The organism is Providencia sp. PROV255 (assembly GCF_028478065.1).
GTDB lineage: Bacteria > Pseudomonadota > Gammaproteobacteria > Enterobacterales > Enterobacteriaceae > Providencia > Providencia rettgeri.
Genome location: NZ_JAMPMI010000021.1, coordinates 61,282 through 75,623 on the forward strand (window position 1 = coordinate 61,282; position 14,342 = coordinate 75,623).

Below are 14,342 nucleotides of genomic sequence, written 5' to 3' on the forward strand. Positions count from 1 at the left end.
TTGGCGGCTATTATCAAACAACATGACAAAGTACTCTATTAGCCTTCGTAAAAAGCTAAAACAAGATTACCTTCCCGAATAATAATTGGATTGCCGGGTAATGCATCCAATAATTCACGCTGAGAACTTTCTACGACCACCGCCACATCTTTATAATGGTAGTTTTTTAATAAGTCAGGTAGCTGTTTTAAGCTATAAAACCGATTAGCGGCATCTGGGTATTTGAGCCCGTAGCCTAATTCCCCAGTTTGGTGAAGCATTGTAATATCACTACGTTTAAGTACCCATGCCAATGCGGTACCGAGCCCTACATTATTGGTTAACAATACAGATTTATCAGCTAATTGGTGATGATATTTCGCAATCACCTCTTGCGGAGTATTATTACTGGCAATACGAGATGGGATCACATGCCCTACCGTTAAGCTAATTGCCACCGTACACACTGCGGCTAAATACCAAAACCGTTGCTTGAAAGAGACCAAGGCAACCAATAACCAAAAAATAAAGGCTCCCGCAGCTAACCATAATTTTTCACTTTCATCGGCCTGAAACACATTCAGTTTAGGGTAATAAGCAGAAACAATAATTCCCCCAGCAATAGCGCCACCAATTAGTGTGTTAATCAATGCATTCAAGCGAATAGGCAGTGTTTTTCTCTCAGTGAGAATTTTTTCAATGTAGGCCGCCATAAGAATGGCAATAGGTGCAATACAAGGCAAAATGTAGGTCAGTAATTTTCCTTTAGTGATACTGAAAAACACAAATGGCGCAATAAACCACATCAGAAAATAAATATGTAACCCTTTTTGCTGCCATGCGTGGCGTAGTGCGCCAAAAAGGTACCCCAGCCAAGGTAATACCGCAGCGAGTAAAATAGGGATATAAAACCAAAATGGGGACTTATTTTGTGCATTATTCGCCATAAAACGTTGAATATGCTCAACCCAGAAGAAATAGTTCCAGAAATCAGGCTCACGGCTGGCAATCACAAAAGCCCAAGGTAAGCACACGACAAAAGCAGTAAATAGCGAAACAAAAGAGAAAACAAACACTTCTTTGAATTGCTTAAAGTAGATGGCAGTTACTGAACACACCAGTAAAGGCAGCACTAAAACAAGAAAGCCTTTTGTTAATACGCCTAACCCACAGGCTACCCCCATCATCATGAAGGCGAATAATTTATGAGAGAAGTATTTTGTCGTTAACCCCCATTGAAAAAAGAAAATCACCATAGTGATAAATGCTGTCACGATGGGGTCAAGAATATTGTAGGTGCCGATGGTAAAGACCATCAACATTGAAAGATAAATAAACACCGCGTTGAAAGCGAGACGTGAGTTTTTCCAAGCCATTTTGGCACTGAGATACACAAATAGCCCACTGACTAATGTACTAAATACTACGCCAAGGCGAACAGAAATGTTATTTTCACCAAATAACATTTGGAAAATAGCCCCTACCCAATAACCAAAAATAGGCTTCTCAAAATAACGAATATCTAAAAGTTCAGGAACGCTCCAGTTATAACTAATAATTAATTCCCGACTAATTTCTGCATACCGCAGCTCATCCGGTTGCCACAATAACCTACCGTTTAATGGTAAAAAATAGGTTACTAGGACAAAACCGAATAACAGGCACCATTTAAGGTAGGCAACTTTATTGTTTGCCATAATCATCTCATCTCAACCATTCTTGTTATTAATATTTAATAATTTTATTTAGTTCATTTGAAAAACACTTTCTTTTTATTTAGCTATTATCGTTATGGCAATTAAACCTCATTTAAACAAATCGAACGTTAGTTGGTAGAAAGGTCACTGTATATAAACAATCAATAAATGAATACTACAATTCATATACAAAAAGAGATAAGAATCAAATAATAAGACTGAGTGTTTAAAGAATAGTTCAGTATTTAAAAATAAGGTGAAAATTTAATTCGTTCTTAATATTAGTCATTAATACAAAAAAGTGTACGGCAGTTTATAAACAAAAACCGGTCAGGGTATTCACCATAACCGGTTATTATTCATACCAAGTAAAGCTATTTGGCCGCAGATAACGCTTGTTCAAGGTCGGCTAAAATATCATCGATATGTTCTATGCCAATTGATAAACGAATCATATCTCTGGAAACCCCGGCTCGTGCTAATTCTGCGTCATTGAGCTGGCGATGCGTCGTTGATGCAGGGTGGCAAGCTAGTGATTTAGCATCACCAATATTCACCAACCGCACAATCAGTTTCAAGGCATCAATAAAGCGAGCTCCTGCTTCTTGGCCACCTTTAATACCAAACGACATAATACTGGCAGGTTTGCCATTCATATATTTCTGTGCTAAATGATGTTCAGGGTTGCTCGGTAGCCCTGCATATTTCACCCATTCCACTTGAGGGTGATTTTCGAGGTAATTCGCAACTTTTAGTGCATTTTCAGTATGTCTATCCATTCTTAACGCGAGAGTTTCTAACCCTTGTAGAATTAAAAACGCATTAAATGGTGACAATGCAGCACCCGTTCCGCGCAGTGGGGCAACACGGCAACGCGCAATAAAGGCAGCGGCGCCAAAATGTTCAGTATAGCTTACACCATGATAAGCCACGTCAGGCTCTATCAATAATGAAAAACGGTCTGGATACTCTGCCCATGGGAATTTACCTGAATCAATAACCATTCCACCCAGTGATGTACCATGGCCGCCAATATACTTAGTCAATGAATGAACCACGATATCCGCCCCATGTTCAAATGGGCGACATAAATATGGGGTCGCTACGGTATTATCGACAATCAAAGGCACACCATGGCGATGTGCAACTTCAGCGAGTGCAGCAATATCCACAATAAAACCCGCTGGGTTTGAAATTGACTCACAGAATACGGCTCGAGTCTTGTTATCAATAAGCGCTTCAAGCGCTGCTAAATCATCGTGCTCTGCAAAACGGGTTTCAATTCCTAAGCGTGGCAAAGCGTGGGCAAGTAAATTGTATGTTCCGCCATATAATTTTGCCACGGAAACAATGTTGTCCCCAGCTTGTGCGACTGTTTGAATCGCATAAGTAATTGCCGCCATTCCAGAAGCAACAGCCAACCCTGCCACACCGCCTTCAAGGGCAGCAACACGCTGCTCTAGAACATCATTCGTTGGGTTCATAATTCGCGTGTAAATGTTACCCGCGACTTTTAAATCGAAGAGATCAGCACCGTGCTGAGTGTCATCAAAAGCATAAGAAGTCGTTTGGTAAATCGGTACGGCAACAGACTTGGTTGTAGGATCAGGAGAGTAACCCGCGTGAATCGATAATGTTTCTAATTTCATTCGTTATCCTTGTTACGACACACTGGAAAAAATGCAATTGCCAGAGGAGGTTCATAATTATGTTGTTATGATGCTGTGATAACTCTAGATATTACCTAAGACGTCATATCGAGCAACTAATTGAACTTGAAATTATTTCACATAGATAGATACGACAATGGTGATTATCACCCTTTCAGCTTAAAAATTAGTTATATCAATGTCTATCCTTATAACCTATTTCGTATTGATATAAAAAAAGCCACAACCCATACAGGTCATGGCTTTGTTTCTTATATAACTTTATTTATAACTACAAGAAAGCGCCATAAATAACAGAAGTAATAGATGCTAACCCACAAATAAAGGTGAAAACTTGTGCAGGTTTTGACGTGCTAAATTTCTTCATCGCAGGAACAATATTCATCGACACAACAGGCAGAATAAACAGAATAGCGGCAATCATTGGCGCCCCCATCGTTTCAATCATGCCTAAAATACTTGGGTTACGAATAGTCACAATCCACGTTGTAATCACAATAAACAGCATGGATGCCATTTCAATTTTCTTTACAGAAAAAGAAGAACGAGACTTAATTAACCCAACTAAACCTTCGTGAGCCCCTAAGAAGTGGCCAAAGTAACTCGATACAATCGCAGCAAAGGCAACAATCGGCCCTAAATAAGACAAGATTGGCGATGGATTGATATTTGCGATATGTGATAACACACTGATATTTTGTTCTTTAGCAACAGCAAGTTCAGCTGGGCTTAATGATAGCACCACAGAGAAAACAAAAAACATCACAAAGCCAGTCAGCATTAATGCGGCCCCGCCAGTGATCATATCTGTTTTCACAATAGCATTATTGCCGAATTGTTGGCGCTGGTCTTTGGTGAATTGGCTGATGATTGGGCTATGGTTAAATGAAAATACGATAAGGGGGATCGCCATCCAAACAACCACTGGCATTGAACTCCAGTCTGGTGCCACCTCTAGCATTGACATATTCCATTCAGGAATTAAATACAATGATAAAGCTAATAAAATGAAGACCAAAGGGTAAACCATTAGAGACGTGAGCTTTAACATCAGGTCACGACCAAATACCACCCCAGCAGTCATTGCAGCAATCAGCACGCCAGACAATAACCATCGTGGTAGTGGATCTATACCTAGTTGATTGACAAGAAACGAATCAACCGTATTTGTAATACCCACACCGTAAATCAATACGATAGGGTAAATAGCAAAAAAATAGGCAAAGGTAATAATATTTGCGCCTATTTTACCAAAATGCTCTTCGACCGTGTCGGTAATATCCGCATTTGGATTTTTTGAAGATAAAACAAAGCGAGCTAACCCTTTATGGGCCAGCCAAATCATTGGAGTGGCAATTATTGCCAATACTACTAATGGCCAAAACCCCCCGGCACCGGCTTTAATTGGCAGGAATAGAACACCTGCGCCAACAGCGGTTCCAAATAAAGAAAGTACCCAAGTAAAATCCTTATAGGTCCACTTACTGGCAGGTTTATCTACTGCGACTACTGCTTTTTCAATTGTGCTCATCTTGTGTTCTTCATCATTAACGTTATTAAAATAAGATGTGCAGATTTTGCATTAAATGAGCAGCAGTACCTAATTTAATTACGCTATTTTTTTCAACTTTTTGGTGTAGATCTCGTTAATAACGTAAAAAAACAAATGCCACGTAATTATTCTGTAAATAAATAATTTCGCAATTAATTAAAAGAGTAAATTTTAGATATAAAGTATTTAATTTTTAATTCGAGAAAGGGCTGAATGATTCATTCAGCCCTTTTTTTATCTGAGAAACTGAAGTTTTACAGATAGACAGGCACTAATATTTCTGTCGCAATCACGACCACAACCAATCCAACTAAAACTGGGATTGACGTTCTTTTCACCACTTCGAACGGAGAGATTTTAGCCATACCAGACACGGCCACGACAACCCCTGATACAGGCGATAAAGTCCGACCTAAGTTAGAAGCTTGCAGCATTGGGATCACTAAGTAAGCCGGATTGACCCCCATTTGTTTTGCTAAGTGAGGTATTAGCTCAACGAATGCATAGAATGGTGCATTACCCGACCCCGTTGTCATCGCGGCTAACATCGTGATCACCACCAGTGCGATCATCATCACTATAGCGCCTGAACCGAATGATTGAGCAAGGTCAATTAGCCCTTTAATAAAGCCAATGGTGCTTAAACCTTGTGCAAACACCCCTGCTGCCACTAATAACATCACGACCGTTGCAAATGCTTCTGCCATGCCTTTATAACAAACTTCTAAGCCACTATAGACGTGTTTAGCGCTGAAACTGCGAATAAATTCAATGACTGCTGCCAAAATAATACAGCCAACAATAATAGTAACAATATGCAATTCAGGCGCCCATTTGCCATCAAACACTAAAACACCAATAATCGGTGTGAAAGGTAAAATAGCGTAGAAAGCAGGTGCATGAGTTTTAATTTCATTAACATCTAACATTTCAGTTGTGACATTTTCTTTTCTGTCGAGATAACGCTGCCAGAAAAAGTGGGCGATTGACATGGCCACAATTGCCGCGATAGAAATCGGTAAAGTTGTTTTAAATGCAAAGTCGATTAATGGCATTTCGGCTGCTTTTGCCGCTAAGATAACATCACCAGACGTTGGCGCTAAAATAATTGCCGCTGGTGACGCACAGATTGCCGCAGCTGCACCACGACTGATCCCGACATTCACCATGACAGGGAATAGCGTCGCCATCAGTAATACCCCAAGGCCAGTTGCAGAGGAAACGGCTAGCGACATCAAACATGCCACAATATAAGCAGCAACCATCAACAAATAAGGTGAATTGATCATTTTTAATGGTTTAGATGCGATTTTCACTACGACATCATTCGCCCCAATATGAGTCATATAAGATGCAAACCCACATAGCACCATGATCATCATCCCAAGGTCGCCACCACGGCTCATTAATAGGAATTTTATGTATTCCAAAATATCTGTTACACGCCACCCCGTCGTCGGAACAGAACCTGGTAAAATACTTTTTCCCATAATAGCGGTAATGATCAGAAGTAAAATACCCCCGGTCATTAACACTCCCGTTGCGGAATATCCTTTTATGATATAACGCCCAACTCCAATGGCGACAATAACGCCGATTAAGAGCTCAATCATTTATTTCTCCTGCCTGTCTTATTTTGTAATTATAAAAAAATTACTCTGCCTAATTATTAAGCAAAATTCACTGACAATGATCATGTCAGCAGATGATTTTTAATATAGAAATGCGTTAAAACACAAGAGAAATAAATAAAAAATCTATTTTAGCTACCCATTTACAGCTGATAGCCCCAAATATTAATAAAGAATAGGAAAATCAGCTTTGTTTAGCTATGCAATGTTTTTCACATTAAAGAGGAAAATTGATTAACTAAATAACTCATAAATCATATCACCAAAAAAACCGCGATATTGCAGATAACGAATTTGCTTACTTTTTTCTTTAAAATCTTTAGGAATACTATCCCCAAACTTCTTACTGCGCACCCATGCAGCCTTTTCAAACCAATCTACATCTAAAGTAGCAAAATGCTTTTCCACAATCGTTTCAGGAAAACCTTTCTGCCGCATTTCTTGTTTTATCCGCAATGGGCCGTATCCCTTGCGCAGATAACCTTGCATTAATAGCCCTGCAACACGGTCATCATCAAGAAAATGTTGCTCACTTAACCGCTCAAGCACCAATTCAATTAAAGGCTCGTCAATAATGCCTTCATTTTTTTCATACATACGCCGTTTCATACGGGCAAATAGCTCAGCTTTACCGTAATCACGGCGGGAAAGCATAAATAAGGCATATTGGTAAAGCTCGGATTCATTCATGGCGTTAAACTTTCATCATTAAATTGGGCGCATTGCGCGCCCAGTCTAACATAAACCTTTGTACTCTACGTTGCATGTAGGCGACAAACGAAGACAAACCGATGAGCATACATAAGTATGTGATTCGGCTGGCTAAGTGCAGTCAACACCCATGCAGCTTGAAGTATGACGAGTTAGTGAACTTGAGTACCACTTAGCAGTTTATATATCGTATCCGGAGTATAGCTGCCGTCTTGGAAATAAATTGTCCAGTCCGTAATATCATCACGTGTTAATGGATAAACTTCCCCTTCTTGCATATTTTGCACATAAAAAGGATGGTTTATTAAGCGCCCTTCAAATTGGTCACCATGCCAAGAAACAGGTTCAAACCACATATGTTCATGACCATCGAAATCTTCTTCCGCATCATGGTAGCCAATACCGCATTTCACTAAAAAGCGCCATTCAGAATCTTCAGCTTCCTCGTTTTTACCAAGGAATTTGGCAAAAAAGCCTTTCTTCTGAGCGACCGGCTTTGGCCCATAGTTATCTAACATATGGGTGAAATATTCCCAACGCAATTTAGCTTTACGCGACATATCTGCCGTTTCTTCATCGGTGCGCATAAACATCATGGCGTTTTGATCTTCAAAACCTTCAAAGAAACTTTCTAATACTGGGTTTTCTTGTGTCACACGGAACAGCATAGCGGATGGGTGTTGATGAGATTCATCTCTATCATGCCAATCCCCCATAAAACGTTCAGATGACACATCTCCAAACTCGAAGTTCATCTCTTCTAGTGGTTTTAAGTCATCAATTGGGGTTGATTTCCCTACATGCAGCAGCCCTTCTTCAAACGGTACTGCAACTAAATACTCATAGCCCGTTTGGGTTTGTCCAATAAAAATGGGCTCATTAAACACGATTTTCCCGTGAGTAATGCTGTTATTCACGAAGCTCCAAAACAGTTCGGGAATACCATAATAAGAAGCAATCGGGTGCGGTATAATAATTTCCGCTTCCGACAAACCACAACGTGCCAAACCGTGCGTGTGGAACCAATACATAGTCGGAGCACGCTCTTCTTCCGGCTTGTCTTCGTTATCTTCTTGGTCATAAATAGCATGAACAACATACAAAGAATCAATGCTTGGCATCAAATCATCAATGAGTTGGAAATTAAGCCACTCACGAGTAAACACTTTCCCTGCGGCAGAAATATCCAAGCCCAGTAATAGATCGGGCACCAAGATTTGAATAACCTTTAGCTGCTGCAGATAATTGACTAATGGTTGCCCTTGAAATAAGCACTCAACAATTACCGCTTGAGGGGCTGCACTTGCTTCTGCATACAACTCAGGGCTGATTGGGTCAGTGGCAAAATAAGGGTTGATGGTATATTCAGGGTCGCTATCCACTAAAGCGATATAAAAACGTAATTCTTCTTCATCTTTTTTACAGCTAAAGAAAAAACCGCCATCCTCTGGAATGTAATCTATCTCACCCTCGGTGAAATAAGTTTGTTCTTCTAAACGCTGCTCAAGTAATAAAGACGTCAGCTCAGAACCAGGAATAGCAACCATCATTGATGCTTCTTTCTCGCCCTCACCTGCTGCGGTATCAAGGTAGTGTTGTTTATTATTCATTTTTAGACCTATTAATAAGTGACTGTGGCGAGGATATCAGCTTATATTCGTTAAGAATATTGTGATTATTCTTAACAAACTGAGATTGTGATTTGATCCTTCGTATTGCAACTAAGTTAACAAATAATCATTATTCGACAATCAGTTATTCTACTTTTCATACGGTATTGACTGAGGCACAATAATGCTCTTTCTTTAATTTGCTTTATATTGATGAAGCAAAAAGTTCTATTTCAATAAAGGTAATTCAAATATGGCTGATTTAACCAAAGCACAAAAAGAATATGTCGATGATCTCGCAATGCAACGCGTTTTCGATATGAATAGCGATGAAGTGTTGGTCAACGCCTTAGAAGAAAAAATTCACCAAATGGAAGACCATTTGAAAGCCTATTTTCATGAGCGTGTTAAGTTTCATCAGCAAACTAAAAAATAGCCTTTTGCCTGCTCCGTGCCGGTATTGTTTATTATATCGGCACCTGCCCTATCCCTTTCATATAACCATTTTAAATGAATAATAAACGCGCATTTCTTTAGTTCAACTTATCAACAAAAAAGCATTAAGCGCCATCTAAAAATGAATTTCTAATGATAGAATTCTAATCATCACTGTACGACTAATAACAATTTATCTATTACACTTCTTTATTGTCCAAATATTGAGCCTATTTTATGAAACGCATTCAATTCAGTACTGCACTGATCCTTTCTTCTATTATGAGCATGTCTGTGAGCTTTGCCGATAGCGATCGTCCATTATTTTCAGTCTCTGTAAGTGAATCTGGAGTACCACAAAATAATAGCGAAGGCGGCATTACTCGTTCTTCTACCACAGAGTCACGAGTACTGCCGATTTGGGGCGATGAGGCCCGCGCTCGAGGGTATGATTTACCGGAACCTTTTGGGATCGGCTATGGATATATGAACCTGCGTCAAGATATAAAAGTTGATAAAATAGCCTTTAAATCAGAAAAGGGCGTAAATATTCCTTTTGTTAAATTCGATTTAAATGATGATTTAATGATTAAAACAGGACATACACGCAGTAAGAATGAATCACATATGCTAAAACTCGATACTTGGGTCTTTCCATTTATGAACGTATATGGCGTTTATGGAAAAACCAAAGGTACATCAACCACAAATCTTGATAGCGTAAAAGCTCGAGTCAAAATTTTTGGCAAAGAGAATATAATTGATATCGGTAAAAATCTGCCTTTTGAATTAGATTATAAAGGAAAAACGTATGGTGGTGGTGTTACCTTCGCTGGTGGGTATAACCAATTCTTTAGTACATTAGATTTTAACTATACCAGAACAAGCCTTGATATCTTAGACGGTGACATTACTGCTTTTGTTGTAACTCCTCGGGTTGGTTATGAATTTATCTTTGAACCTTTGATCCCTGGTCAAGGTAATACAAAACTACAAATTTGGACTGGTGCCATGTATCAAGATATTACTCAACGATTCAAAGGTGATATTAGTAAACTAGATTTACCGCCTGAATTGAGTGGGTTAATGGCATTAGCACCAGACGATGCAAAATTCGATGTTAAACAGCATCTTGCCCATAAATGGAATAATACTGTCGGTGCTCGGGTTGAACTCACTCGAAACTTTAATGTGTTAACCGAAATCGGTTTTAATAACCGGAATAGTTTTTATATTTCTGGGGAATTCCGTTTTTAATGTGGCATTCGGCAATTATTCAAAGGCTGGTCTTGCTCAGCCTTTTTATTATTTTTCCTGCTAAAGCTGATTTTCTTCCTGACCGCCAGCAAATCGATGGCTGGCTAAACGATCTCGGTGGGGAAAATAGCTTTGATGAAAGTAAAACTGTAGATTGGGGCATATTACCAGGGCCATTTTATACCCCCGAAATGGGCATTGGTATTGGCACCGCACTGGTTGGTTTATATCGAATAGATAAAGAAGATAAACAAACCCAGCCATCTTCTATTGGCTTAAGCGGTTTTGCGTCGTCGACCGGCGCATTTGGCTTAAATTTTACCAATTATAATTTTATTGATAACGACCAGTGGCGGTTATTTGTTTCCGGCACCATTAACAATATTCCCACTTATTATTGGGGTAAGGGATATTCTGCAGGGAAAAATGATCACAATAAAGAAAAGTACCATTCTCAAGAGTTCCAAATAACTCCAAGAGCCTTATACCAACTGACTGATTCTACTTATGTTGGGCTCGGTTGGAACTTCTCATCAATCAATGCCAGCGATCCTGATGATGGTGCGAAACAGTATTTCTCCAAGTCAATTGGGGGTCGTTCAGTGTTAAATTCAGGCATCAGTGCATATTACAGCTATGACACACGAGATTTTCTACCCAATGTCTATCATGGGCAAGCTTTTGAGGCTGTTTATACTTATTTTGCACCTAGCCTCGGTAGCGATACTCGCTTCCAAACCACCCAATTACAATATGCCTATTACCATACCTTAGCCGAAGAGACTATTATTGCATTCGATAATTATGCGAGGTTTTCAAGCGGAAATGTACCGTGGAACCAGCTATCATTACTCGGTAATGGTAACCGCATGCGCGGATATTACGAAGGCCGTTATCGTGATAACAATATATTCACCAGCCAAATAGAACTCCGCCATAAACTCGATTGGCGCCATGGCGTTGTTGGTTGGTTAGGCACAGGAACCATGAGCGATACTGCGTCCGAATTAGGTCAAGGGCATTGGTTGCCCACCGTAGGTGTTGGCTACCGTTTTGAATTTAAACCAAGAATGAATGTTCGCTTGGATTTAGGTGTCGGCCGCAACAGTACCGGGGTGTATTTTCAGGTTGGGGAGGCATTTTAATGTTCAAATGGGTTCTGGCAATGGGGATTGCGCTTTTATTAGCCGCCTGCCAAAGTCATGACAAACTGGAATTGCCTGCCATTGAGCCTGTAATTACCCCCTATACTTTTGAAGCGGCCTCACAAGCTTGGCCTGTGGTTGCTTCCTTAGCTCCTCCACAAGGTTTGCGCGCTTGCTGCGCTTTTGGCTACAACTTGCAAGCTGAACTGTGGGGATTACCTGTCCCGTTTTACACTATCGATAATATCGTTGAAGCAGATAGCCTCGGTGAACATCATTATAATGACAGCTTTTTAGGTGCCTCTGCTGCATTAATGGGGCTCAGTAATGAAAAAATAGGCTTACTCTATACAGATAAAAGCGGGTTTATTGATATTTCCCATGTCAGAGATACTGCAGATTATACTTTTTACTTATTTAGCCAAATTTACCCACGCCTTGGTCAACAATGGTCGCTGTCACTTAGTGAAGAGTTAGCGGATAGACAAATTCATTTCAGTGCATTTGAACCACCACAATCTGCCAAACAACGTTATACCCTAAGCGCCTACTTAGCCGCAAAATTGGCTTTCCAGCTCGCGGTATGGCATGAAATTGCCCAGTGGTATGGTTATCAATCTGTACCAGGATTTTCCGAAGGGATTTCCGCATTTTCCCCTGAAGACCTGTACTCAAATTTACTTGGTTCCCGTCTTGCCTTAACTTTGATACTACAAGGCCGAGCAGACTCTTTAGCCATTTATTCTCAATCAATGGAAAATATTCTTCCACTGGCACTTCACCAGCTCGGTAGCAAAGATAGAAAAACCACGCGAAAAATATTTGATAGCGTTGATGGTTTATGGTGGAACAGTTACCGTAGAGTTCCGGAGAAATTTCTTGTTTTAACAAGAGATTACCAAACAAGTGACCAACGTTACCCTCTGATGCCTCCACAAATTATGCCGTCTGAAGGCTTATTTTTAACGTTGCCTGATCGCTATCTCAAATATGATTTGTCATTGCTCGCACAACTGCGTTTGCTCCCTACTGATGATATGAAACTGCTCCCCAAACCAACTTCTTATTGGACGGTGTCAGATTTTCAACAGCTAGCGGACGATGCGAAACAACAAGATTTACTGCAACAAATTTTAAAACCTTAAAAGACCTATTTATGATATCCATATTAATCACTCAATAAATCTTTGCCCTGACATTACCGTACTTAAAATTTAAGCTAAATATCACTTTTTACTCATTTACAGATAATAATTTTATTTCACTTTTGTCACCTCGATAGGCTTTAATAAAACGATGGAGATCTCATTTTGGTTAAAAAACAGCCTATCAACTGCTTATTTTTCAGACAAAATAACCCTATAATAACTACATGAACTGTATGCTTTTTACTCAAATTTAACTTAAGTGAAGCTCAGTCACCACAAAAATGAACAGTTTAATTTATTATTCTTCATATGAAAATATACCAATAGAAACTTTACACCATTTAAAATCAGTTCATTCATAATAATATAAAAAAGTCTACAAAATAATACAGAAATTTCCCTAATGTCACCCGGATAAATGTAGCTCGTAAAAAATTAATCTGCTAATATTCGCTCGAATTTTGTTCAGAGATACTTAGGAGAAGCAAATGCCCTCTCGAACGATGAGGACAAACGCCGTCTTCGCTTTCTTATTTTTACTTTTATTTTCGAGCCTGAGTATGGGCTCCACCAGTACCAGCACAATGCTCAATAAAGAGTATACTAATAAAACTGTGCAACAGAATGTAAGTCAGGCTAAAACCTCACTCCCTGATTTACGTAAATACCCTTCTGGTACACCTCGAAAGAAAGCATTTTTGAAAACGGTTGTCCCTGTTATAGAAAAAGTGAATAAGCAGATCATGGCTGAACGTACTTGGTTGTTATCAGTACGAGCTAACAAGAAATGGAGCGCCCAAGAATTGCGCCGTCTTGAGCAAATCTGTAATAGTTATGGTATGAAGTGTAGTAACCCAAAACGTTTAAATTGGGACAAACTATTGAGTCGTGTCGACATCATGCCAACGCACTTAGTTGCAACACAAGCAGCAACAGAGTCTGGCTGGGGTACTTCACAACTTGCTCTGCAAAACGGTAATTTATTTGGTATGCGCTGCGGTAGCGGCTGCCAAACTAAGAAAGGTAAAGTCAAAGGCTATTCTTCCTATACTTCTGTAGAAGATACTGTGACTGCTTATATGAAGAACATGAATACCCATAATGCTTATGAGTCACTGCGTACTTCACGAGCAAAGCAACGCCTATCAAAAGATGAGCTAGATACTAAAAAGCTAATCAATGATATGAAAGGGTACTCAGAGTTAGGTTCAACCTATAACCGCTATTTACAAGAGATGTACGCGAGTAATGAAGAATTGATTACACAAGCTCAACAAAGAGCAGCCACTCGCATTTAATTTTGTATCACCAGGTACAAGACATAAAAAAAATCCACTTCGTTAAGTGGATTTTTTTATTGTTTTTTAGATTGACTCTATTGATCTAAATAGTTCGAATGGTGGCGAGGTGACAAGAGAGGCACCCTACTACCAATCAAATGCATTACTTGTTTTTTGATGGTTTTTATTCGTTATTTTAGATTGGCGCTATTACTCTAAATAGTTCG

11 protein-coding genes are annotated in these 14,342 nt (G+C 39.5%); 5 read left to right on the plus strand and 6 right to left on the minus strand.

Going from position 1 to position 14,342, the window contains the following annotated elements; all coding sequences use genetic code 11:
• Positions 1-38 precede the first annotated feature (38 nt).
• The 6 genes from arnT to PR725_RS18380 form a co-directional block, all read right to left on the minus strand.
• On the minus strand, positions 39-1,682 hold the full coding sequence (gene arnT / locus PR725_RS18355) for a lipid IV(A) 4-amino-4-deoxy-L-arabinosyltransferase (protein ID WP_109912613.1): 1,644 nt from the start codon (positions 1,680-1,682) through the stop codon (positions 39-41).
• Between the two features lie 368 nt (positions 1,683-2,050).
• The gene (locus PR725_RS18360) at positions 2,051-3,325 is read right to left on the minus strand and encodes a bifunctional O-acetylhomoserine aminocarboxypropyltransferase/cysteine synthase (RefSeq protein WP_109912614.1); all 1,275 of its coding nucleotides are present in this window, start codon (positions 3,323-3,325) and stop codon (positions 2,051-2,053) included.
• A 292-nt stretch (positions 3,326-3,617) separates the two neighbouring features.
• A complete protein-coding gene (locus PR725_RS18365) occupies positions 3,618-4,877 on the minus strand; it encodes an aromatic amino acid transport family protein (RefSeq protein WP_004915136.1) in 1,260 nt (419 codons plus the stop codon).
• Between the two features lie 275 nt (positions 4,878-5,152).
• On the minus strand, positions 5,153-6,511 hold the full coding sequence (dcuC, locus tag PR725_RS18370; RefSeq protein ID WP_004915139.1) for an anaerobic C4-dicarboxylate transporter DcuC: 1,359 nt from the start codon (positions 6,509-6,511) through the stop codon (positions 5,153-5,155).
• A 252-nt stretch (positions 6,512-6,763) separates the two neighbouring features.
• Entirely contained in the window at positions 6,764-7,219 is a 456-nt protein-coding gene (locus PR725_RS18375) for a regulatory protein RecX (protein WP_004915141.1), read from the minus strand.
• Between the two features lie 173 nt (positions 7,220-7,392).
• The gene (locus PR725_RS18380; protein WP_109912616.1) at positions 7,393-8,850 is read right to left on the minus strand and encodes a DUF4026 domain-containing protein; all 1,458 of its coding nucleotides are present in this window, start codon (positions 8,848-8,850) and stop codon (positions 7,393-7,395) included.
• A 253-nt stretch (positions 8,851-9,103) separates the two neighbouring features.
• On the opposite strand from PR725_RS18380, the gene PR725_RS18385 reads away from it, so the two are divergent.
• From PR725_RS18385 to PR725_RS18405, 5 genes are all read left to right on the plus strand, one after another.
• Positions 9,104-9,286 carry a hypothetical protein gene (locus PR725_RS18385; protein ID WP_004915146.1) on the plus strand — a complete coding sequence of 61 codons (183 nt, stop codon included), beginning with the start codon at positions 9,104-9,106 and terminating at the stop codon, positions 9,284-9,286.
• A gap of 236 nt (positions 9,287-9,522) precedes the next feature.
• The gene (locus PR725_RS18390) at positions 9,523-10,542 is read left to right on the plus strand and encodes a hypothetical protein (protein ID WP_109912617.1); all 1,020 of its coding nucleotides are present in this window, start codon (positions 9,523-9,525) and stop codon (positions 10,540-10,542) included.
• Positions 10,542-11,687, plus strand: coding sequence for a BamA/TamA family outer membrane protein (locus PR725_RS18395; protein ID WP_272569952.1), 1,146 nt, complete (start codon positions 10,542-10,544; stop codon positions 11,685-11,687). Before PR725_RS18390 ends, PR725_RS18395 begins: the two co-directional genes overlap by 1 nt.
• On the plus strand, positions 11,687-12,832 hold the full coding sequence (locus PR725_RS18400; RefSeq protein ID WP_196720022.1) for a DUF4056 domain-containing protein: 1,146 nt from the start codon (positions 11,687-11,689) through the stop codon (positions 12,830-12,832). The genes PR725_RS18395 and PR725_RS18400 overlap by 1 nt, the downstream gene beginning before the upstream one ends.
• 491 nt (positions 12,833-13,323) lie before the next feature.
• A complete protein-coding gene (locus PR725_RS18405; RefSeq protein WP_109912620.1) occupies positions 13,324-14,133 on the plus strand; it encodes a protein bax in 810 nt (269 codons plus the stop codon).
• Positions 14,134-14,342 lie beyond the last annotated feature (209 nt).